General features: G+C 30.2%; 19 protein-coding genes. 9 read left to right on the top strand and 10 right to left on the bottom strand.

The window, feature by feature from the left end; all coding sequences use genetic code 11:
- Nucleotides 1-72: 72 nt before the first annotated feature.
- Both UCYN_RS00930 and UCYN_RS00925 read right to left on the bottom strand, forming a co-directional pair.
- Nucleotides 73-678 (bottom strand): hypothetical protein, encoded by a 606-nt coding sequence (locus UCYN_RS00930; protein ID WP_012953615.1) that lies wholly within the window; start codon nucleotides 676-678, stop codon nucleotides 73-75.
- 120 nt (nucleotides 679-798) lie between these two features.
- Complete coding sequence (locus UCYN_RS00925; protein ID WP_012953614.1) at nucleotides 799-1,866, bottom strand: hypothetical protein; 1,068 nt, start codon at nucleotides 1,864-1,866, stop codon at nucleotides 799-801.
- A 971-nt stretch (nucleotides 1,867-2,837) separates the two neighbouring features.
- On the opposite strand from UCYN_RS00925, the gene UCYN_RS00920 reads away from it, so the two are divergent.
- From UCYN_RS00920 to UCYN_RS00910, 3 genes are all read left to right on the top strand, one after another.
- Nucleotides 2,838-3,614, top strand: a complete 777-nt coding sequence (locus UCYN_RS00920) for a M15 family metallopeptidase (protein ID WP_012953613.1) — start codon at nucleotides 2,838-2,840, stop codon at nucleotides 3,612-3,614.
- 812 nt (nucleotides 3,615-4,426) lie between these two features.
- Complete coding sequence (locus UCYN_RS00915; RefSeq protein WP_012953612.1) at nucleotides 4,427-6,343, top strand: AMP-dependent synthetase/ligase; 1,917 nt, start codon at nucleotides 4,427-4,429, stop codon at nucleotides 6,341-6,343.
- A 49-nt stretch (nucleotides 6,344-6,392) separates the two neighbouring features.
- Nucleotides 6,393-6,842, top strand: coding sequence for a YlqD family protein (locus UCYN_RS00910; protein ID WP_012953611.1), 450 nt, complete (start codon nucleotides 6,393-6,395; stop codon nucleotides 6,840-6,842).
- A 106-nt stretch (nucleotides 6,843-6,948) separates the two neighbouring features.
- Here UCYN_RS00910 and UCYN_RS00905 read toward each other — a convergent pair whose 3' ends face one another.
- Nucleotides 6,949-7,662: a 5'-methylthioadenosine/S-adenosylhomocysteine nucleosidase family protein gene (locus tag UCYN_RS00905; RefSeq protein ID WP_012953610.1), complete on the bottom strand. Its 714-nt coding sequence runs from the start codon at nucleotides 7,660-7,662 to the stop codon at nucleotides 6,949-6,951.
- Between the two features lie 244 nt (nucleotides 7,663-7,906).
- Between UCYN_RS00905 and UCYN_RS00900 the strand changes: the two genes are divergently transcribed.
- Together UCYN_RS00900 and UCYN_RS00895 are read left to right on the top strand one after the other, a co-directional pair.
- The gene (locus UCYN_RS00900; RefSeq protein ID WP_012953609.1) at nucleotides 7,907-9,007 is read left to right on the top strand and encodes an ABC transporter ATP-binding protein; all 1,101 of its coding nucleotides are present in this window, start codon (nucleotides 7,907-7,909) and stop codon (nucleotides 9,005-9,007) included.
- A gap of 293 nt (nucleotides 9,008-9,300) precedes the next feature.
- On the top strand, nucleotides 9,301-9,804 hold the full coding sequence (locus UCYN_RS00895) for a hypothetical protein (RefSeq protein WP_012953608.1): 504 nt from the start codon (nucleotides 9,301-9,303) through the stop codon (nucleotides 9,802-9,804).
- A 169-nt stretch (nucleotides 9,805-9,973) separates the two neighbouring features.
- On the opposite strand, the gene rpe is transcribed toward UCYN_RS00895, so the two are convergent.
- The 4 genes from rpe to carA all read right to left on the bottom strand — a co-directional run bounded on the left by rpe (nucleotide 9,974) and on the right by carA (nucleotide 13,748).
- Complete coding sequence (gene rpe / locus UCYN_RS00890) at nucleotides 9,974-10,660, bottom strand: ribulose-phosphate 3-epimerase (protein ID WP_012953607.1); 687 nt, start codon at nucleotides 10,658-10,660, stop codon at nucleotides 9,974-9,976.
- A 126-nt stretch (nucleotides 10,661-10,786) separates the two neighbouring features.
- Entirely contained in the window at nucleotides 10,787-11,050 is a 264-nt protein-coding gene (locus UCYN_RS00885; RefSeq protein ID WP_012953606.1) for a DUF8620 family protein, read from the bottom strand.
- Nucleotides 11,051-11,133: 83 nt separating this feature from the next.
- The gene (locus UCYN_RS00880) at nucleotides 11,134-12,021 is read right to left on the bottom strand and encodes a phosphatidate cytidylyltransferase (RefSeq protein WP_012953605.1); all 888 of its coding nucleotides are present in this window, start codon (nucleotides 12,019-12,021) and stop codon (nucleotides 11,134-11,136) included.
- A 566-nt stretch (nucleotides 12,022-12,587) separates the two neighbouring features.
- Nucleotides 12,588-13,748 (bottom strand): glutamine-hydrolyzing carbamoyl-phosphate synthase small subunit, encoded by a 1,161-nt coding sequence (gene carA, locus UCYN_RS00875; RefSeq protein WP_041487712.1) that lies wholly within the window; start codon nucleotides 13,746-13,748, stop codon nucleotides 12,588-12,590.
- 195 nt (nucleotides 13,749-13,943) lie between these two features.
- Between carA and UCYN_RS00870 the strand changes: the two genes are divergently transcribed.
- Both UCYN_RS00870 and recF read left to right on the top strand, forming a co-directional pair.
- Nucleotides 13,944-14,828 (top strand): transposase, encoded by an 885-nt coding sequence (locus tag UCYN_RS00870; RefSeq protein WP_012953603.1) that lies wholly within the window; start codon nucleotides 13,944-13,946, stop codon nucleotides 14,826-14,828.
- 494 nt (nucleotides 14,829-15,322) lie between these two features.
- Nucleotides 15,323-16,465: a DNA replication/repair protein RecF gene (gene recF, locus UCYN_RS00865; RefSeq protein WP_012953602.1), complete on the top strand. Its 1,143-nt coding sequence runs from the start codon at nucleotides 15,323-15,325 to the stop codon at nucleotides 16,463-16,465.
- A gap of 57 nt (nucleotides 16,466-16,522) precedes the next feature.
- On the opposite strand, the gene UCYN_RS00860 is transcribed toward recF, so the two are convergent.
- Nucleotides 16,523-17,152 carry a DUF4335 domain-containing protein gene (locus UCYN_RS00860; protein WP_012953601.1) on the bottom strand — a complete coding sequence of 210 codons (630 nt, stop codon included), beginning with the start codon at nucleotides 17,150-17,152 and terminating at the stop codon, nucleotides 16,523-16,525.
- Entirely contained in the window at nucleotides 17,149-17,757 is a 609-nt protein-coding gene (locus UCYN_RS00855; RefSeq protein WP_012953600.1) for a DUF3038 domain-containing protein, read from the bottom strand. Before UCYN_RS00855 ends, UCYN_RS00860 begins: the two co-directional genes overlap by 4 nt.
- A gap of 465 nt (nucleotides 17,758-18,222) precedes the next feature.
- Here UCYN_RS00855 and UCYN_RS00850 point away from each other — a divergent pair, with 465 nt between their 5' ends.
- Together UCYN_RS00850 and cobA are read left to right on the top strand one after the other, a co-directional pair.
- Nucleotides 18,223-18,873, top strand: coding sequence for a sirohydrochlorin chelatase (locus UCYN_RS00850; protein ID WP_012953599.1), 651 nt, complete (start codon nucleotides 18,223-18,225; stop codon nucleotides 18,871-18,873).
- Complete coding sequence (cobA, locus tag UCYN_RS00845; protein WP_012953598.1) at nucleotides 18,873-19,616, top strand: uroporphyrinogen-III C-methyltransferase; 744 nt, start codon at nucleotides 18,873-18,875, stop codon at nucleotides 19,614-19,616. Before UCYN_RS00850 ends, cobA begins: the two co-directional genes overlap by 1 nt.
- Before the next feature lie 476 nt (nucleotides 19,617-20,092).
- On the opposite strand, the gene gyrB is transcribed toward cobA, so the two are convergent.
- On the bottom strand, nucleotides 20,093-22,021 hold the full coding sequence (gene gyrB, locus UCYN_RS00840; RefSeq protein ID WP_012953597.1) for a DNA topoisomerase (ATP-hydrolyzing) subunit B: 1,929 nt from the start codon (nucleotides 22,019-22,021) through the stop codon (nucleotides 20,093-20,095).
- Nucleotides 22,022-22,206: the final 185 nt, after the last annotated feature.

Raw genomic sequence — 22,206 nt, 5'->3', positions numbered from 1 at the left:
CTAAAAGCAACACCTTACTATAAAGTGTTGCTTTTAGTCTTTAAATTGAAGTGATAATCTAAATTAAAACCTTTACCACATACCAGGAACTGGCTCTGGTGCTGGAGCCTTCTGATTAGGTTGTAAAGGAGGTAAACTTACATCAGGGCGACCCCAGTTAATATCTGTACGTGTAACTAGAGGCACTTCTCTCAAGTCTAAACGAGATATCCAACTAGGTTGAGCATACGCAAAATATGCATCTAAATCAGATCTTTTAGGGCTAATAATAACCCATTGACCATCTACCTCTTTCATGATTACATCAGAACCGGCTACAAGAGTAGGCCACTGGCGAGGCATTTGGGTACTAACACGCCAAACGTCTCTTTCACCTTTAGTAAACATTCCAACATCATAATGCATTCTGATATGAGCATCTTTGCTTTGACCAGCTGAAATGATTTGGATTTGAGCTACATCTCCAGTAACTCCACGAATACGACCAATAGCATAGTCTTCAAACTTAAATTTTAACCAATCTGCACGATATACATCGATAGGATCTTCAATCGCGGAACCTCTCAACTGACTCAGGAAAATCTCTTTTTGGTTGGTATCTGCCTGAGCAGGATTGATACCGAAAAAGGATAAGCTAAGAGCTAATCCTGCTAATATGTGTGAGTGTTTGATAAACACGATAACCTCACTCCAGCTTAATTGGGTAAATTGTCTCTAGATACTTTTTAGAATAGTTCAGCTTTGAAGCATAACTCAAAAAACTTAACTATAGCTTTATAAAGCCCATAAATTTTGTAACTATGTTAGTTGTTCTGAAAGATTACTATTTTTCTGAGACTCTTTTTCATTTTCGACAGAAGGTGTTATTTCTTTTAGCTGAGGAGGAAGGGGTTCTTCTTCAATAATTATCTCTGGAATTTGTGGGAATTTTGGATCAATTATAGAATAGGCTAACTGATTAGATAATCCTCCTTGAATTAATTTAGATAATATATCTTTTTTGTTAGGATCGTAATTAATTAACTGTATTGCATCATTAAAAATATTATTAATTTTCTCACCATTTTTATCAATTAACTCTAACTTAATCCAGTTTTTACCTGGCTTAAAACCCTTTAGATAAATGGGTTCTAATTTATTTAGAATAAATGCTTCTCCATTGATAGTTGCCTTTACACGCCAGTCGATTTTTTTGTTATTGATATTACTATTTTTTAATGGGTCTGAAGATAAATTAGATATATAGAAATCTAACATAATAGGCTCTTCACCATAATCACCTTGGGGACTATTATATGTAAGCATAGGTAGAGAAGGATCTGGAGAATTATTGTCTATTTCTGTAAATATATGAAATGTTGTCTGGGCATATGCTTCCTTAGTTTTGAAGCTTTCATGCCATGGTCTAGAAACTAAAACCCTAATAGTATGTGTTCCAGGATCTAAATCTTCTAAAATTATTGGTTCACTCAAATCATAAATTTTTTTATAAGATTTTTTATCAACGAAAAGATGTAAGTAAGGGCCCAAATCTAATTTTTCATTTTTAAATAAAGGATAATCTGTTAACCGTAATTTAACAGACACATTATTGTCTGACAGCATTTCATATGGCTTAGGACTAACAATTTCTATCTTTGGGTGATACTTTTTTAAACTTTCACTTAACAATTGAATGGTATCTGAAGGAGGAACTTCTGATAATTTGTTTTCAAAAATAGGAACTAAGTTGGTTTTGATTTTAAGAGAAGTTGTTTCAAAATTGTTGTTACAGGCTAATAAACCTAAACAAATAAAACTAATAAGAACAAAATTAAAGAATAATTTAACTAAAAATGATAACTGAAAAAACCTATGATTAAGCATTATTTATTGTGTCTTATCATTACATTATCAATGTGATTTTAACTATATCATTAAATTAAAACTGACAAAATATTTTGTATTGTTTTTCTAAAAATATTTACGATAGCTATCAAATATTTTTCTCTATTGCCAATATAATTTTTTCATTTATAAAAAATAAAAAATTATTATTTTTACCTTAAGTATCATTGATTATAAAAATTATATTTCAAGTTTTTTTAGAGTTAATAAGGGTATTTTATAATACAATATAATTAATGAAAAGCACTGCATACAATAGTTGCGAATAACTTTGTTCAACAATTAAACTAATTTTTGTAACCTCCTATATTTCATTTTATTTAACTAAAAACCTTTTTTGATTTATTAATTAGATTTATAAAAAGAAAATTTTATATGATTTTTCCTATATGTAAATTAACTTATAACTATACTTAATTCTATAAAAGTATTTTCGTAAGTTTTTACTAGCTAAAAATGATAATATCAATGAAATAACAAATTTTCTTGACTAATAGAATCAAGAAGATTTGCTATTTTATTGATATTAAAAAAAATAGATGTATTACTTGTATAACTGTCAAAATTATTATACATTGATGATTTTATGCTATGTTAAGTACTCGATTATTATTAAACTTAAAGTATTGATAATTTTTTAACCGATTCAAGTAATATTTTTTATATTATTTATTTGTAAACTATGGGACTAAAAGCAATAGGTCAATATCTTAATGATTATTAAGTTTATGATTATTACTTTTTTTACAATTAAATAAATACTGTTTGAATAGTAATTTCTACATATATCAATTGTTCTGAGGTAAGATCAAGGAACTAATAACTATAAAAAATCAGTTACAGATAAGAAAAATTATCTTAACAACTTACAATCAATATTGTTATTAACTTTATATTTACCTTTAGAATATGAGTAAAAATACTAAAAAAATACCATCAACTATTAATCCATGAAGGGAAAACAAAAGCAAGGAATGTCTTTAGATATACCTGAAGCATCGAGGGACACCCCGAATTATAAACCTAGCACACCTCGAAAGACTAACTTTCTTACAGTAGGTTTAGTTAGTTTTGGAGTTCTTAGTTTTAGTGTTTTTTTAATAACACGCATTTTTCCCCCAACATCACAAAAATTATTCTTGTCTTCTAAAGCAACAACTGATTTTGCTCCTTCGTCAAACTTGACTACTAATAAAATTGAAAATGTTCTTGGTCATTTGCCCTATACTGAAGCCTCTTTAGAGGATTTGATTTCAGTTACTAGTGATGGGCGCATCAAGCTCAGAACAAAAGCGGCTAAGAACTTCTTACGAATGCAACAAGATGCAAGAAAGAATGGTTTCACCTTAGTTCCAATATCTGGATTTAGAACCTTTAATCAACAAGAGTATTTATTTTTTGAAGTAAAGCGGCGCCAAAATGAGGAGACAAGAAAAAGAGCTGAAGTTAGTGCACCTCCTCAATACAGTGAACATCATACAGGGTATGCGATTGACATTGGAGATGGTGACTCTCCTTCAACACATTTGAATATAGAATTTGAAAATACACTTCTTTTTAAATGGTTAAAGAAAAATGCAGCTAAATATAGTTTTGAGCTATCTTTTCCACCAAATAATATTCAAAACATTAGTTATGAGCCTTGGCATTGGCGCTATGTTGGTGATGCTCATAGTTTAGAAACTTTTTTTAAGGCTCGAAATTTACAAAAAGAATCTTTACAATAACAATATACAAAATAGGTTCCCGTGATTATAGATATTGTTGAGATAGATAAGGTTTTAAGAAAGTTATGGACTATACAAAAATAAACTTTTTTAAATATTTTCATTTCTCACGAGTTTAAAAATTAGCTTTAACAGTTAACTATTTATATTTTACTAAAATAAATAACTTTCAACTTATCCACTTGCTAAAAAATGACTTATGTCGTTTAGAGACTTGTTCCTTTATTAGTTATTGGATACTCCCAGATATAATAGTGTCTCTTATTATCCGCTAATATAATAATCAAGTAATTTTTCTCTTTCCTAACCAATCTGTATGACAATATTAAATTAACTTTGTAAAAAATTCAGCTCAGTAGTTATAAAAGAATTAAAAAAATAATAGATAAAGGAATATAGTATGAGTTGCAGATTAATACTTTTTTGAGTTATTAGTAATTTTTATATATTTTCCTAGTACTTATTTTCATACTATAGTGGTTAAGTTCGATAAATATCTTTAAAAGAATTAACTCAAAAAACAAAAAAGCTAAATTGATATAAAAATAATCGAGATAATTTTAGCTTTTTATTCTTAAATCACTTTGTAATAAAAAGCTAAAATAATAAATATTATTCTAATTTTGTTACAAAGTAATTTAAGAATAATCAAAACTAATTTTTTATGAATATAAAAGTATTCAAAGAGATAGGTAGTCGTTAATATAAATATAATTAGTATTGATATTAAAAATGATTATTTATTTCGAAATATTTGTTTTATTATTAGTTAGTTTAATGTAATAGGATAAAAAGTTATTAAAGTAGATTTTATGACAACTATTCGCGAATATCGTAATTTACAAGCTTTATCGGAAATATGGGCAATTACAGCTACAAAATTTGCTGATATCATTGCACTTTATGATCCTCATAGTAAGCCAGAAGTTAAACTGACTTTTTCCCAATTATATGAACAGTTAAAAATTTTTGCAGCTGGACTTCAATCCTTAGGAATTGTAGAAAATGACAAAATTTGTTTAATTGCTGACAATAGTCCTCGTTGGTTTATAGCTGATCAAGGATCAATGCTTGCAGGAGCATCAAATGCAGTGCGATCTTCTCAGTCAGATCCTAATGAATTACTTCATATTCTTCAAGATAGTGATAGTAGTATACTTATTGTAGAAGATATAAAAACACTAGAAAAATTATATTCTTTTTCAGATCAATTTAATTTACGTTTAATTATTTTATTAAGTAATGAAAAAAGTAATTTAGAAATACCTGTGAAGGTTTTAAATTTTACTGAGCTTATGAAACTTGGTAAAAACTTTGACTTAAGATCTATTGTTAAAAAAGATACCGATCTGGCTACTTTAATTTATACCTCAGGAACAACAGGAAAGCCAAAAGGAGCTATGTTGTCTCACGGCAATATACTACATCAAATCAGGAGCTTAGATACCATAATCAAGCCTAAGCCAGGTGATCGTATCCTTAGTATATTGCCATCTTGGCATTCTTATGAACGTAGTGCAGAATATTTTTTACTTTCTCAAGGATGTACTTTAATTTACACAAATATTCGTAATTTTAAAAATGATCTAAAAAAATTCAAGCCGCACCACATGGTTGGTGTACCTCGTCTTTGGGAATCTTTATATGAAGTTATTCAAAAACAATTTAGAGAACAAAGTGTTGCAAAAGAAAAAATAATAAAATATTGTTTTGAAAATTCTCTCAAATTTATTGTATGTAGACGTATTTTTAACTGTCTTAGTTTAGAGAACTTAAAACCTTCTTTTCAAACAAGAGCTATGGCCTTTATAAAACTTATTGCTCTTTATCCAATACATAAACTAGCTGACTTATTAGTTTATCGTCAAATTCGAGATAATTTAGGAGGAAGCTTTAAAACACTTATTAGTGGAGGAGGATCTTTAGCAAAACACTTAGATGATTTTTATGAAATTATTGATATCCCTATATTAGTAGGATATGGTCTTACAGAAACTTCTCCTGTTGCTAATGCACGTACTCATAAACATAACTTAAGAGGAACAGCAGGGCAGCCGATTGCTGGAACTGAAATTAATATTGTAGATCCTAATACCAGACAAATCTTGTCTAAAGGAAAGTGTGGCTTAATACTCATTAGAGGACCACAAGTCATGCAAGGATACTATAAAAAAATAGAAGAAACTAACAAAGTTAAAGATTCTCAAGGATGGTTTGATAGTGGAGACTTAGGATGGTTAACTCCTATGAATGATCTTGTCATCACCGGGAGGATTAAAGATACTATTGTTTTAAGTAATGGAGAAAATATTGAACCTCAACCTATTGAAGATGCTTGTTTAAGAAGTGTATATATTGATCAAATCATGTTGGTTGGGCAGGATCAAAAAATGTTGGGAGCTTTAATAGTTCCAAATCTGGATATGTTAAAGTCTTGGGCAGAAGATCAAAATTTACACCTGAACATACCATCCAAAGATGAGTTAAAAAATGTCTTGGCTGATAATGATCTTTACTCACAATCAATTCAAGACTTATATCGTAAGGAGTTAAAGAAAGAAGTGCAAAATCGCCCAGGATATCGTTCAGATGATTTGATAAAAACTTTTGATTTTATATTAGAGCCATTTTCTATTGAAAATAATATGATGACTCAAACATTAAAAATGAAACGTCTTGTTATTATGAAACATTATCAGGTTATTATTGATAAAATGTTTAACTCTTAATGATTTGTTTCCAAAATATAGAACATTAAAATAAAAACCAATACAACTTATGGATGAAATAAATACCAGCTTACTGCTCAAAAGACCAGTTAACCTGAAAGTTATCGTGACTGCTCGTTGGAAAGAGGAAATGCAACAACAATTGCAATCACAAATAAATCAACTTGACAATCAAATACAACAAATAGAAATGCAAGAAAAAAGAGCAGTTGCTGAACTTCAGAAACAAAATATTTCTTCTTCTAGTCCTCAAATTAATCAACAAATTGATAACGTAAGTCTTCAAGCTAATCATAAAAAAAGTGAAATATTAGAGCAAAAAAATCAATTTTTGCAGCAAATTCAACAAGTTCAGGTTGTCGAATTAGATCAAGAAGTAGTTCAAGGACAAATAGAAAACTTTTTTCAAGTTAGGAAAGGAGATAATTTAATTCAAAAACTTAATATAGAAATTGTTATTCGCGATGGTGTAATTGAAGAAATAAGGGGAGATATCTAGGAGAATATCGATAAGTAGTAAGTGGTAAGAGAAATTATTACTTATTACTTAATTTAAAATATTTTATATATAATTAGCATTAGCTAAAAAATTGTTGGAATATTATTTAGAATATTAATTGCCTTATAGTTTCTTTTAAAACATTTAAACTTTTTAAAGAACTATATATTAGATGAATAGAGGATAATGGTTTTTTAATCATTTGGTAGGCTAAATAAAAATATTGTAACTTTCCATCAACTCCAAAAACATCACGTAAATCTGGTAAATCTTGCTGGCAATTATCACTAATAACTCTTATCACAATAACTGAGATATTCCATTTCCGACTCCAGTTTAATAAAGCTATTCCTTCCATATCAATTACATCAGCTTTATATATTTTCCCCAAAACTTGTTTTTCTTTTGCTGATGACATAACATACTGACCTGTTATACCTTTTCCAAAAGTACACTTGCCTTTTAGTTTTTCAATCACTAACTTACTTAGGAAAGGATCACATTGTCTACATTCATTAGTTTTGGATTCTAGCGAAGTACACTCTTCATATATTATTATGTCCCCTATTGAATGTTTGGGGGATAAGCTTCCACCTAAACCTATCATCATAATAGTTTTAGGCAGTTCCTTTAGAAAATAAGGGTTTTGTTCCCACTTTTCTAAAAATTCGGTAACAGCTTTTACTCCTGCTGGAATAGACTTAATATTTATGGTATTAGGATTCTTTTTGATTCCTTGAAGAACTGCTTGATATTCTGCTCCTTGCGGCACAAGAAGTGTATCGAACCAACAATCTAAAAAATTATTCTTTTTATACATAAGTTTCAAACTAAAATATTATTCATTCTTGTGAATTTTTTATTTAAAAAATTGGAGAAATGTTATTATGTAACAGGTTAAGGGTACTTATTGGATGCTAGTCCAAGTTGAATACTTAAGAAGATAACTTAAATGATCTTCTAAAAACAAGAGTAAATCTTTATCAGGGCTTCTCTCATTTACCTTTGAAACCTAAAATAATTTCCAACTAAAAATTCTAACTTATCATTAAAGCCCCTTAGTTATGACAGATTCTATTATCCTTCAAGTTGATCAAATCGTTAAACGGTTTCTTAATCATACAACGGTAGCTATTGATCAGGTTAGCTTTAAGTTGATGCAAGGAGAAATTCTGGGATTGCTTGGTCCCTCAGGATGCGGAAAAACTACACTTTTGCGCTTAATCGCAGGTTTTGAGCAACCTTCTGTTGGAACTATAGAATTAGCAGGAAATATAATAGCTAGTCCTTATGAAGTAATACCTCCCGAATATAGAAATACAGGTATGGTTTTTCAAGACTATGCACTATTTCCTCACTTAAATATCGCTAACAATATCTCTTTTGGTTTAAAAAAGAAAAAATTAAGCAGAAATGAAGTGAAACAACGTATCAGTGAAGCCTTAGCTTTAGTAGGTCTAGAGGGGCTTGAAAAGCGTTATCCACATCAACTCTCAGGTGGACAACAACAAAGGGTAGCTTTAGCTAGGGCCTTGGCTCCGAAACCTTCATTAATCCTGCTGGATGAGCCATTAAGTAATCTTGACGTGCAAGTTCGTTTACAGTTAAGACATGAAATTCGCCATGTTTTAAAAGGAACAGGTATCACAGCAATTTTTGTTACTCACGATCAAGAAGAGGCTTTAGCAATATCCGACAAAATAGGAGTTATGTCTTACGGAAAAATTGAACAATTTGGAACTCCTGAAGAAGTTTATACTCATCCTTCATCACGCTTTGTCGCAGAATTTGTTACTCAAGCTAATTTTATTCCGGCCAAACGGAAAGGAAAATTTTGGATAACAGAGATAGGTCAATGGGAAGCTCCTTCAAGTTTTGAGAATATTGCAGAAGGAGACTTGATGGTCAGACAAGAAGATATTATGCTACATCCAGATGATACAGGTGAAATTGTAATTTGCGATCGTCAATTTTTAGGTAGAGAATATTGTTATTGTCTCAAAACCCCTTCTGGATGCCAAATTCAAGCAAGAACATCTTTACAAACTCAACTGCTTATTGGTACAAGAGTTAAATTAGCTATCACACCTCATTCTCCCCAAGTCTTTCCAGTAATTTCTTTCAAAACACATAAAAAGAAAGAAATCTCCTTGTTACCTATGTAAATTAAAGATAAGCAATATTACTTTTAAGAAATGGTTTGAAGCTTTTAAATTTGAAATTCCTGTTTCACATTAAAAATTACTTCAAGAAGAAAAAATTATTCCTCGTTTTCCTCTTGTATATCTGTGATACAGTTATAAAAAATCTTCAAAAAAACTTATCTTTTTAGATTTGATACGATGTTTTTCATGATTTAATTAGTAAAAATTAAATTATGAAAAACCATAAAGTCCATGCCACAATCAAGAAACTTTTGTTAAGATGGCGTACGTTTATTTAATATAGAAGAGGATCTTTGAGTCAACCACTTGATATTCTTACCTTAGATACTTTGGCGCAGGAACTTGCTGCAATACAGCAAACGGGTTCTAAAAGAATTGCTTTATTAGGTTCGCGCCATGTACCTATTACTCATCAACAATTAATTGAAATGATGAGTTACGCTTTAGTATTGGGCGGAAATCGTTTAATGACATCAGGCGCTACCGGAACTAATGCAGCGGCTATTAAAGGGGCAATGAGAGCAGATCCAAGTCTTCTCACTGTGATATTGCCTCAAAGCTTGAACAAGCAACCCAGAGAATCAAAAAAACAACTAGAAAGAGTAATTCATTTAGTAGAAAATCCTAATAACGATAGTTTATCTTTAGGAGAAGCTAGTGCTTTATGTAATCGAGAGATAATATCTCGATGCCAACAGCTCATTTGTTTTGCTTTTCATGATAGTCATACTCTACTACAAACCTGTGAGGAAGCAGAAGAGCAAAGAAAACTAGTTACACTTTTTTATTTCGACTAATTAAGAGGGCATAATAACTTAACTATGCCCTGAATTATATATTAAGTCTAAAAGCAAATAATGATTGAATATTATTTAATCATCTTCTCCGTAATATCTATGTTGATTTCACAAATATCGTTTTTAAAGAATAATTTGGTAAATATTGTAGAAAACAATGAACTTATTTTTATTGTATAGAGGATTTACTTTCCCGGATTCCTCTAATAGCTTCTGCATAATTTGCAGATTTAAATATAGCGGATCCGGCTACGATAGAATTAGCACCAGCTTCTATAACTTTCCAGGTGTTTTCTGGCTTTAATCCTCCATCTACCTCAATCCAAGGGTCTAATCCCTTTTTATTACATATTTGACGCAATTGATAAATCTTGTCTAGCATGGTAGGAATAAAACTTTGTCCTCCAAAGCCAGGATTAACACTCATTATTAAGATCAAGTCACATATTTCTAAAACATGTTCAATAGATGTTAAAGGAGTAGCAGGATTAAGAACAACTCCAGCTTTTTTACCTAGTTCTTTAATTTGTCCAAGAGTTCGATGTAAATGAAGAGATGCATTATTCTCTGCATGTATAGAAATTATATCTGCTCCTGCGTTTACAAAGTCAGTAATATATTTTTCAGGTTCTACAATCATTAAATGAACATCTAATGGTTTTTTAGTATAAGGACGAATCGCTTCAACTACTAGTGGACCAATAGTGATATTTGGGACAAAGCGGCCATCCATAACATCTATATGTATCCAATCTGCGCCTGCCTTGTCAACCAATTCGATTTCCTCTCTTAAACAGCTAAAATCGGCTGAGAGAATAGAAGGAGAAATAACTATAGGTTTATTAAATTGGCTCATGAGAATAGTAGTTTTATGTAAGTTTTTATGGTGATGATATTAAACAATCTATCTGATTCTTATCAAGATTAATTATGTTTTTAATAAATCATAATAAATAACCTTTTATTGTAAGATAATGTGTACCTATGAGTTTTTCCCCTTAGAGGATAAGGTGCGAAAAAGGATGAAAAATTTTTGAGTTAACCAGTTAATTAGAATACTAATAAATAAAATACCAATAGCTGGTTGAAACAATACATTCCATAATCTATACCATAATTTTAAACCTAAGGTTAGGTTGAATAAATTACCTATTACAGCTATTGAAAACCAGGCGAATCCTAAAAAAATTAAAAATATATTTGCTACTAATAAATAATTCAACCAATTTATAAAATTAAATTTCATGTTTTTTATTTAAACAATCTAGATTTGAAACAAAATTATTATACTTCGATGAAATAGAAATTATTTATATATAATTAGATCTTCTATCTCAACAACGGTAAGAAAAGCGTTACAAAATAATATACTAGAGGAGCTGTAAATACATAACTATCTGTCCTATCTAAAATTCCACCATGGCCAGGAATTAATTTACCTGAATCTTTTACGCCTGCATCTCTTTTCATCATAGATTCGGTTAAATCCCCTAGAAGACTCACAATCCCAATTAATATCCCTAGAATCATACCAGTTAAGTAGCAATAAGGCCACTTAAGATACCAGGCACCAATTTCTGCAACTATTATACTTCCTATTAATCCAGCTATTGCACCTTCAACAGTTTTTTTAGGACTAATATTGGACAAACGAGTTTTACCAAATGATTTACCCATAACATAAGCTCCAATATCAGCGGCCCAAATACAACTGAAAGCTAAACAAGTAACAGTTAATGCGGGAGAAAGGAATTGAGATTTTGTCCATAGATTAGGCAAATATTTTTGAAGAAATAAATCATTATTTTCAACATTAATATTTGTAATAGTGCTGTCAAAACCAACTCTTAATCTTAGCCAGTAACTAGGTAAATATCCTCCATAAAACAAGCCTAAAATAGAAGTAGAAATATCGGCAATACTAGCTAATTTAGGCTGAAATAGGAGATAAAAGCAAATTAATGTACCTGCTAAAGCAAATAAAGCATCCGTAAAATGTGGCGCGATAGCTGCTGTGATCAATAAAATTTGGGATACGATTAAAGTTGTTTTAGTGGCAGGAATAATTCCTTTAGCTCTAACTAACTGAAAATATTCTAATTGTCCTAAAAAAACTATCAAACATAGTCCAATAGTAAAGAGCCACTTGCCAATAATTAATATTCCTAAAGCAAAAAAGATACCAATAATAGCTGTTATAGTTCTAGTCCAGGGCATAGGGTAATATTCAGATAAGGTGGAAGGAAAGAACGATAAAAGTTCATGTCTTTAACTTTTTCCTAAATTTGTTTCATAAAGTATATAGAATCTCTATAAGCTTAATTGCTTAATTTGAAATTATAAAACATTATATTTTTTATGATTAAGCATTAAAGGTATTAGCATAATTATTTTACAGCATAAATAATAACTTTATAATATTGGTCAAAAGTGTTTTGATTTCATTTAATGTTAAAAACAGCTATTCCAGAAGATTAAAACTTAATTATAGTTTAGAAATCTGTAACCTATCTGGTTATATTTCATTTAAAGTAAAAATTATCAGCAAAAGTATTAAATCTAAATCTTATTCTTTAATATTCTTATTTATTCAATCGTTTATTAATTCTAAGCATTTTTGCTGTAAAGTTCCTTAACTTAATTGCTATTTCTATATTAAGTTTATATTTGCAAAATAATAAACTTAATATATTTTTGCAATTCAAGGCAATAATTTTTAATTTTTTAATTCTAAATAGAATATTAAAATTTTGGTGTAACAATAAAGTATTTTTGATAGATGGCTAGGACGATTTATTAGATTTTATTCTGTATTGCTGCATAAAATTGATAAATTTTACAAACAGATAGTCGGCATCATGCGGTCCTGGACTTGCTTCTGGGTGATATTGCACAGAAAAGAAAGGTAACTTTTTATGGCATATTCCAGCTATAGTTTGATCATTTAAATTGAAATGACTAATTTCAATTGTTTCATTTAATGATTCTTCAGATACTGCAAATCCATGGTTTTGACTTGTGATTTCTATCTTGTTGCTTAGTCCACAAGGTTGATTTAGTCCACGATGGCCAAATCTTAATTTGAAAGTGCTACCTCCCAAGGCTAGACTTAAAATCTGGTGTCCCATACAAATACCAAAAATAGGTATTTCAGTGCCAATAAGCAATTTTACAAGATTTATACCTTCGCTAACTGAAGCTGGATCACCAGGACCGTTAGAAAGAAAAATACCATCAGGGTCATAATTTAAAATACTGTTAAGTTCTGTATCAACAGGAACAACAATAACCTTACATCCGTAGCTGACCAAACGTTTTAAAATATTTCGTTTAATTCCAAAGTCAACTACTATGACAGTTAACAAATCCTTAACAGTTTGACTATGATGGTCAACGAATTCCCATTTTTCATTAGTAGCAATTGACCACTGGTAAATTTTATTAGTAGTAACTTTTTTAACTAGATTTAGCCCTTCCATCGGAGGAGCTGATTTTAGCTTAGATATTAAAGTTTCTTTATCTAATATTTCTGTGGAAATAATTCCATTCATTGCCCCCATAGCTCTAATTTTACGAGTTAACTGTCTAGTATCAATTCCATAAATACTTACAATTCCATGACGAATTAAATAATCTGGCAGAGACTCTGTTGAACGCCAATTACTTGGGCGATATGTAATATTTTTAGCAATGACACCAAAAACATGGGGTCTGTCAGATTCTTGATCGTCATCATTTATTCCTGTATTACCTAATTCAGGACATGTAAAATTTACAATTTGACCATAGTAGCTTGGATCTGTTAAAACTTCTTGATATCCTGTCATCCCTGTATTAAATACGACTTCTCCCATGACCGTACCTTTCGCACCAAATGATAAACCTTCAAAAAATGTACCATCGGCTAGTACTAATAAAGCGGGTTCTCCTTTCATTATGTTCATAATAATTAAGTTTTTAATATCTAAAAAGGATGAAACTTAGCAATTGACGATAAACTAGATTAGAGAATTAGTATAATCCTAGTATTTTGCCTATTTGTCGAGACATACTTATTCCTAGATTACTAGGAGGCAATCTTAACAAATATTATAAAAATATTAGTATAGAGTCAAACTGACAAGAATAGGCATAATACCATGAGTCCTAAAAAATTAATCGATGATGATAAGCAAGAGATTCTTAACCTTTATCGTCAAACTTCAGAAACTACCTCTACCTTAGCTCATCGTTATGGTGTAAGTAGTTCTACTATTAGTCGCTTTCTGAAAAATACACTATCAGATATAGAGTATGAAGAATTAATTCAGCAAAAACGATTGGCAAGAACTAATAAGATTCAAAATAATAATGACACAGAAAAGATAAAAAAAAGTAATTTAGACACTTTAAAATCATTTTCTGAATCTAAAAAGAATAATGAAAATATTCGTATTACTGAATCTTTATCAGAAAAAACACCTGATGAGTTATTAAGTAAACCTAAGCCAATAACCGTAAAACATATTCCAACTTTGCTACTATCTTCAAAAGAAACAGAATTAATAGAAGAAGATGATGATGAATTGGAAGATGTAGATGTTATGGCTTTAGGAGAAATGCTAGGAGAAGATATTGAGAGCAATTATGAAGATTGGGATGAAGAAGATGAGGATAGTAACGAAGATGATAAAAATTATGATGAGTCTTTGTCTACTAGTGGTAATATCTGCGTTTTACCTTTTTCTGATGCAATACTCCCAAGAACTTGTTATCTTGTCATAGACCGTTCTGCAGAGCTAATTGCGCGACCATTAAAAGAATTTGCTCATCTAGGACAAATTCCAATTAGTGAGATACAGCAGAACACTCTACCAATATTTGATAATCATCGTTTTGCCCGTAGATTTTCTAATCGTTCTCAAAGAGTCATTAAGATTCCTGACAGCCGTCTTTTATATAAAACCTGTGCTTATTTACAAGCTAAAGGAATAACTCGTATTTTTATGGATGGCCAGATATATTCTTTAGATTTAGAGGAATGAATACTGCTACTTATCTTATTAAAAAATTCAGTATATTCTAAGTAATTATTATTTACGAGAAAGTAGTATGAATTTAAATCATTACATAATAGTATATAAATACTCTTTATATACTGTCCTCTATATATTGATATTTTATTAAGAATAATTTGAATTTCTCATTTTTATTTTACTAAGATAAAAGATGAGTTTGTTCTAAGATTAAAAGAATTTGTTTTAAAAATAGATGGTGAATAAATACAATTCACCATAGAGTCATAAGCTAGTAACTCTACTTTTTAATATTTGATATGGAAAGTAAAAAATATTTTAAAAATAATGAAATTATAAGCTTTTAAAACATAGAAATAATAGCTAAATGGACTTATCTTTAAGTAAAATATTATTATCAAAATACATAACATTTAAACTTGTAAAGATGTGTTTAACCTCTTGCTTACAAACTTATCTTTATTTTCTAGTAAATTTGCAATTATGCTAATCAAAAAATAAAAATGTATTTAAAAAATATTCATTTATATACTTTTCGTAACTATTATAAACAGTCAGTTAACTTACAGTCACAAAAGACAATTTTATTAGGTAATAACGCTCAAGGGAAATCTAATTTACTTGAAGCAATAGAGTTATTGGCTACTCTAAAAAGTCATCGCACAAGAAGAGATCAAGATCTAATATTAGAAGGAGAAAAAAGTAGTCAAATCACAGCTAATGTTGAAAGAATTTATGGACAATCTGAGTTAAGTATTACACTTCGTTCAAGTGGTAAACGTAGCTTAATGTTAAACCATGAAAAACTTCATCGCCATCTTGAATTTTTAGGTCATATTAACGCAGTAGAATTTTCATGTTTGGATTTGGACTTAGTAAGAGGATCACCAGAAATTCGTCGTATTTGGTTAGATACTCTTTTGATCCAATTAGAACCTATTTATGCTCATATCATTAATCAATACCATAAAATTTTAAGACAAAGAAACTCTCTCCTTAAAATAATTCGAAAGCAGTTTAACGATTCAAAAAAATCTGATAATTTCATGACTACAATATCTCAATTAAAATTGTGGGATGAACAACTTGCAGAAGCAGGAACGAGAGTTACTAGAAGGCGAAATCGTGTAATACAAAGATTAGTTCCTCTAGCACAAAAATGGCACAAAAGTATTAGTGGAAAGGCAGAATTATTAGATATTAATTATTTATCGAATATAACTATTGAAAATGAGAATCATCAAACAATACAACAAAGATTTTTAGAGAAAATAGAGCAACGTAGTATTATTGAAAGAAATCTTGCTACAACAGTTGTTGGACCTCATCGAGATGATGTAGAGTTTAATATTAATAAAAATCAAGCAAAATTTTATGGTTCCCAAGGACAACAGAGAACTTTAGTTTTAGCTATTAAATTAGCTGAACTTCAGTTAATTGAAGATGTGATTGGGGAACCTCCATTGTTGTTACTTGACGATGTATTGGCTGAATTAGATCACAATAGGCAAAAGCAATTACTAGAGGCTATTCAAGGAAAGTTCCAAACACTTATTACAACTACTCATTTACCTACTTTTGACACAGAGTGGTTGAAATCTTCACAAATTATAAAAGTTGAAAGAGGTAAAATTTTCCAATTTTAAGATCATAAAATAATTTATATGTTCAACTAAAGAATATTTCAATAAAATAATTTATTTTTATGTATTAATGGAATGTAAAGATCTTTCTATAGACACTGGAGATAAACTAGGTTTTGGTTCAACAACTTCTGGAATGGGAAGAAAAGATAACAGTAAAGATACAAAGCTTAAACTAAAAATTCCTATGGTAATTGGAATTACTAGTTCAACAAATGATTCGTCAGAATGATGATAACGCTTAGATATTGGCTTTAATTGTAAATTAAAGTTAGGCAAAGTGTAGTTGTCAGCGAAAAATTGATCAATTCCTTCTACTAAGTCAAATAACTGAACTGTTGTCAGTATGATTTTGACAACATCTCTATCCTCAGTAGAGGGGTTCCAAGCTAAACAATGAAGATCTTTGTCAATAATTTTTTCAATATTAATTATATTTTCTTCCGTTTGAGAATGTGAGGGATGAGAAACTCCACTTAAATAAGCTTGAACATATTCACTAGTAGCTTTGACAAGATTTTCAAAAAGCGCGTTCCCCCCTTCTATTTTTTGAGTAATACCTGTGAATTGACATTCGACATTGATCAATACAGATAATATTTCACGAGTTTCACTATTAGAAACTTTATTATCTAAACCTTCTAGAATCAAAGTGCAGTTAGGCAGACTATAGCATCGTCTAATATTCATATAACTTCTCCATCAAATAAGCTAACCCATAAACGTTGCATTCCAGAAGTTCCTGTACAAAATAATAATTGTTTAAGCAATATTAAAGCTAATTCATTTAATTTGTGCTCTGAATCTAAATATAGTGCAACTTTGGCACGACGAGGATTCATCCGACTATGAAAATGAGCACGAAATTGATCTAAATATTCAGCCAAAAGAAAATGACAGGTTACTGGTAAATTATTTTTACTCATTTGTTGCTCGGCTAACAATAACTGTCGAATGTCTGCGGTTAGAGGTTTAACATGATGGTTTGTAATTATAACTAAAGCTTTCGCCTGTTCAATAGACAAAATACCACGATTATAAGCACGTCTCCAAGGATTAGTAGATCTCAAACGCCAAAGTGCAATACGGTTTTTGATAACTTTTTGCAAATTGAAAAGCTTAACTGTTGCTAGCATTTGTTCTGATACTCCTAAATCAAGTGCCTCAAGAGCAAGTAAAATAAGATCTATATGCTTTTGAATATGAGTAGAACAATGATATCCAGAAATCATAAAATCTGGTAGGTCATCTAATATAATTGGTTTTAATTGGGCAGAAGAATCTATATCAGACATTATTTTATATAAAGACTAGAAAAAATAAAAGAGCATTCTTACCTTATCATCTAATAAAAATATTAGGAGTCAAGAAAAGGGTTTATTTATATAATTATTCAATAGTATACTTTTTCTAATATTTAGATAAACTTTCCATAAAATAAAAATTTAATTGATAATATATCAACTAATAATTATCTAAAGAATATTAGATAAAAGTTAGTATTATTCATTTTTATATGATATGTGATTAGTTCTAAAAATAGACTTTAGTTGACTACATTTGATTATTTTTTATTTTTATCAATAATTTTTAAGTTAATTTCACTAAATAATAATTATATACTTTAAATATTTTGATTTCTACATCAGCTTATCTTCTAGTTGTTCATGGTAGTCGTGATTTACAATCTCAAGTTTCCTTAAAAAGACTATCCTATTTGATATCCTGGCAACTTAATTATCTCAATAAAAAAGTTATAAATGAAAACTCTAATAGCTGTTATCATAATATTTCTTCAGGCAGTTATCGTTGAGGTGGCAACTTTAGAGTTATCGCAAATATCTTTAGCTAAAAAGATTCAACAATTTGCCTTAAAGATAAATAAATACGGAATTAAAAACCTAAAAATTATTCCAATGTTTTTATTTCCTGGCATACATGTCAAACAAGATATTCCATTAGAAATTAGTACTGCTCAGAAAAAAATAGGTAATCTGATTAATTTAGAGTTATGTCCACACTTAGGTAGCTATAAAGGTTTGTCAAATCTTTTATCTAATCAGTTTTCGATATGCTCTCAAATGAATGCTAAAATAATTATTTCCCATGGTAGCCATTTTAAAGATGGAAATAATACCATTGAAGTTATTGCTAGCAATCTGAATGCAATTACAGCCTACTGGGGAATGAAACCAGATTTGTCTGATCAAATTAATATATTATTAAAACAAAATAAATTAGCAATTACTATTATTCCTTATTTTCTTTTTCGAGGAAAAATCACAACTATCATTACTCAACAAATTAAAAAAATACAAAGTAATTTACCTGAGATCCAGATTAATTTAGGACATCCAATAGGAGAGACTTTCGATCTTGTTAAATTAATTGTAGACGAGGTAATAAAATAATGAGTGAAACATCTAAAGTCTACTTAGTAGGCTCAGGACCAGGCGACCCTGATTTAATGACCATAAAGGGTCAAAAATTATTAAAACATGCCAATGTAGTAGTTTATGATGCCCTTATAAGCTCTGAAATTCTTAATATGATCAATAGTGATGCGATTAAAATTAATGTAGGAAAGCGTAGGGGAAGTCATTCTAAGTTACAAATAGAAACTACCACAATTTTAATAGAGCAAGCAAAAAAACATCCTGTGGTAGTAAGATTAAAAGGTGGAGATCCATTCGTCTTTGGCAGAGGAGGGGAAGAAATGGAAGACCTTATAAATGCTGGAATTTCAGTCGAAGTTGTCCCTGGTATTACTGCAGGAATTGCAGCTCCTGCATATGCAGGAATTCCAATTACTCATCGAAATTATAGTTCTTCCGTAACATTTGTCACTGGACATGAAGCTGTAGGTAAGTATCGCCCCGGAGTCAATTGGTCAGCAATTGCTAATGGTGCAGAAACTATCGTTATTTATATGGGAATCCACAATTTGGCGAATATCGTAACTCAATTGTTATTAGAAGGATTAATATCTAAAACCCCAATTGCTCTAATACGTTGGGGAACTATGCTCAAACAGGAACAATTAATAAGTACGTTGGGATTAGTTGTTGAGCAAGTTAAACAGCAAGATTTTCAAGCTCCAGCAGTTGTTATTGTTGGTAATGTTGTTAAACTGCAAAAAATATTAGTTTCCTAAATATAAATAATGAATTTTATATTTGCTTGTCTTTTATAAAAAAATAATAATACCTAGTTTTATCTTTTAAACTAATTGGAAATACCGATGAAGAAAAACTATTATTTGTCTTAGAAAATACTATTTCAAAATAGTATAACTATGATTAAACTGTCTTAAAATAGTAAAACAAGTATACTAATAATGTTTTTGAAGTAAATTGACAAAGGTATTTTACATATGAGCCATTAAAAATCTTTAAAGATAAGAGTTATTAATCAGAAACTTAACTATTAAGCCAACAACTTATTCCCCTTAGACTAGGTATTTTATATTGAATATGACATCTAAATGATGTTCACCATAAATATATCAGATATTAATGGCATATAATTTTACAAAATATTCAATTAATTTTTACTTATTATTCAAAACGAGACAATACTATTCAAAATATTTAATGAGTGAACTTAAATCTAAATGTATAGGTGTAATTTTTATATATCTAGGTCATTTAAATTTAACTTAGAGCCGTAGTTTTCAATAAACTGTCGTCTAGGAGCAACTTTATCACCCATTAAAATTGTAAAAATACGATCTGCTTCAACAGCATCATCAATTTCTACTCTTTTCATACTACGTGTCTCAGGATTCATCGTTGTATTCCACAATTGAACAGGCATCATTTCTCCTAAACCTTTGAATCGTTGAATTGTGTATTTAGCGTTTGCAGGTAAAGCCTTAATATTGTCTTGTAGTTGCTGCTCATTATAACAATAGGAATGATTACGTCCCCTTTCTATTTTGTATAAAGGAGGACAAGCAATATATATAAAACCTTGTTCTATTAATAATCGCTGATAACGATAGAAAAAAGTTAATATTAAAGTACGAATATGTGCTCCATCAACATCTGCATCTGTCATTATTACAATCCTGTGATATCGCAATTGTGATACATCAAATTCTTCTCCCTTAATTCCTAGTCCTAAAGCAGTTATGAGAGATTGAATTTCGTTATTCTTATATATTTTTGCATCATCAGTCTTCTCAATGTTAATAATTTTTCCTCTAAGAGGTAATATAGCTTGAAAACGCCTATCTCTACCCTGTTTGGCAGAGCCTCCCGCTGAATCTCCTTCCACTAAAAAAATTTCTGCTTCTGCAGGATCTCTCGTACTACAGTCTGCAAGTTTCCCAGGTAAAGGAGAAGATTCTAAAACAGATTTACGACGTACAAGATCTCTAGCTCTTCTTGCCGCTTCCGCTGCTTTAAATGCTTGGACAGCTTTTTCTATAATAATATCGCCTACATGAGGATTAAACTCTAAATATTCTCCTAAGACTTCCCCTACTAGTAAATCTACAATACCTCTAACTTCTGTATTACCAAGTTTTGTTTTTGTTTGTCCTTCAAATTCTGGTTCTGGAACTTTAACTGAAACGATTCCTGTTAAACCTTCTCTAACATTTTCACCACTTAAATTAGGTTCGTTTTCTTTTATCTTATTCCGTTTTCTAGCAACGTTATTCATCGTTCTAGTTAAAACTGTTTTTAATCCTTCTAAGTGTGTACCACCATCAATAGTTCTAATATTATTAGCAAAACCCAATAAATTATCACTATATGCATCTATACACCAAAGCAATGCAGCTTCAACTTGAACACCTTTTTTTTCTCCGCAAATGTATATGATATCTTTATGTAAAGCTTCTTTGTTTCGACACATATAGGTAACATATTCCCTAAGTCCTCCTTCGTAGAAATAGGTCTCACTATAAGGTTCTTGTTTTCGGTAGTCAGTAAACTTGATTGTTATTTGAGAATTTAAATATGCCAGTTCTCTCAGTCTTGCTGACAAAGTAGCATAGTCAAAATTTGTATCAGATGTAAAGATTTGTTTATCAGGGAGAAAAGAAACCGATGTACCTTTTGGGTGTTCAGTATCCGGTTCTTTTTTTAGTTCGCTAACAGCAACTCCGCATTCATAACGTTGTGTATATACACTGTTATCCCGCCAAACTTTAATAATCAGCCATTCTGATAAAGCGTTAACAACGGAAATTCCAACTCCGTGAAGCCCTCCTGAGACTTTATATCCGCCACCTCCAAACTTACCTCCTGCATGAAGAACCGTCATTACTGTTTCTAGAGCAGATTTGCCTGTAGCAGGATGAATATCAGTTGGTATTCCTCGTCCATTATCTGTAACAGTGACAGAACCATCAATATTTATATCAACTTCAATATGGGTACAATGGCCAGCTAAAGCCTCGTCAATCGAATTATCTACAACTTCATAAACAAGGTGGTGAAGTCCTTTTGGTCCAGTAGTCCCGATGTACATACCTGGACGTTTTCTTACCGGCTCTAGTCCTTCAAGAACTTGAATTTGTTCTGCACCATAATCACTTTTTATTGCCATGAAATTTCCTTAATAATTAGTTGAATATTGAAGTTTTTTGTGGTTCCTTAATCACAGTGAAATATTAAAAGATTCTAACATATAGCAATCTAAAGCTGCTTAAAAGTATTGTTTGCTTATATGCTAGCGCTTATTTATGTTTAAGAAAAATTACATACTGTATTAAAGGTATGAAGTTTAGAAAA

This window comes from Candidatus Atelocyanobacterium thalassa isolate ALOHA, assembly GCF_000025125.1.
GTDB classification, from domain to species: domain Bacteria; phylum Cyanobacteriota; class Cyanobacteriia; order Cyanobacteriales; family Microcystaceae; genus Atelocyanobacterium; species Atelocyanobacterium thalassae.
The sequence above is the reverse complement of the archived record's forward strand: the minus strand, read 5'-3'. Positions and strand labels throughout refer to the sequence as shown.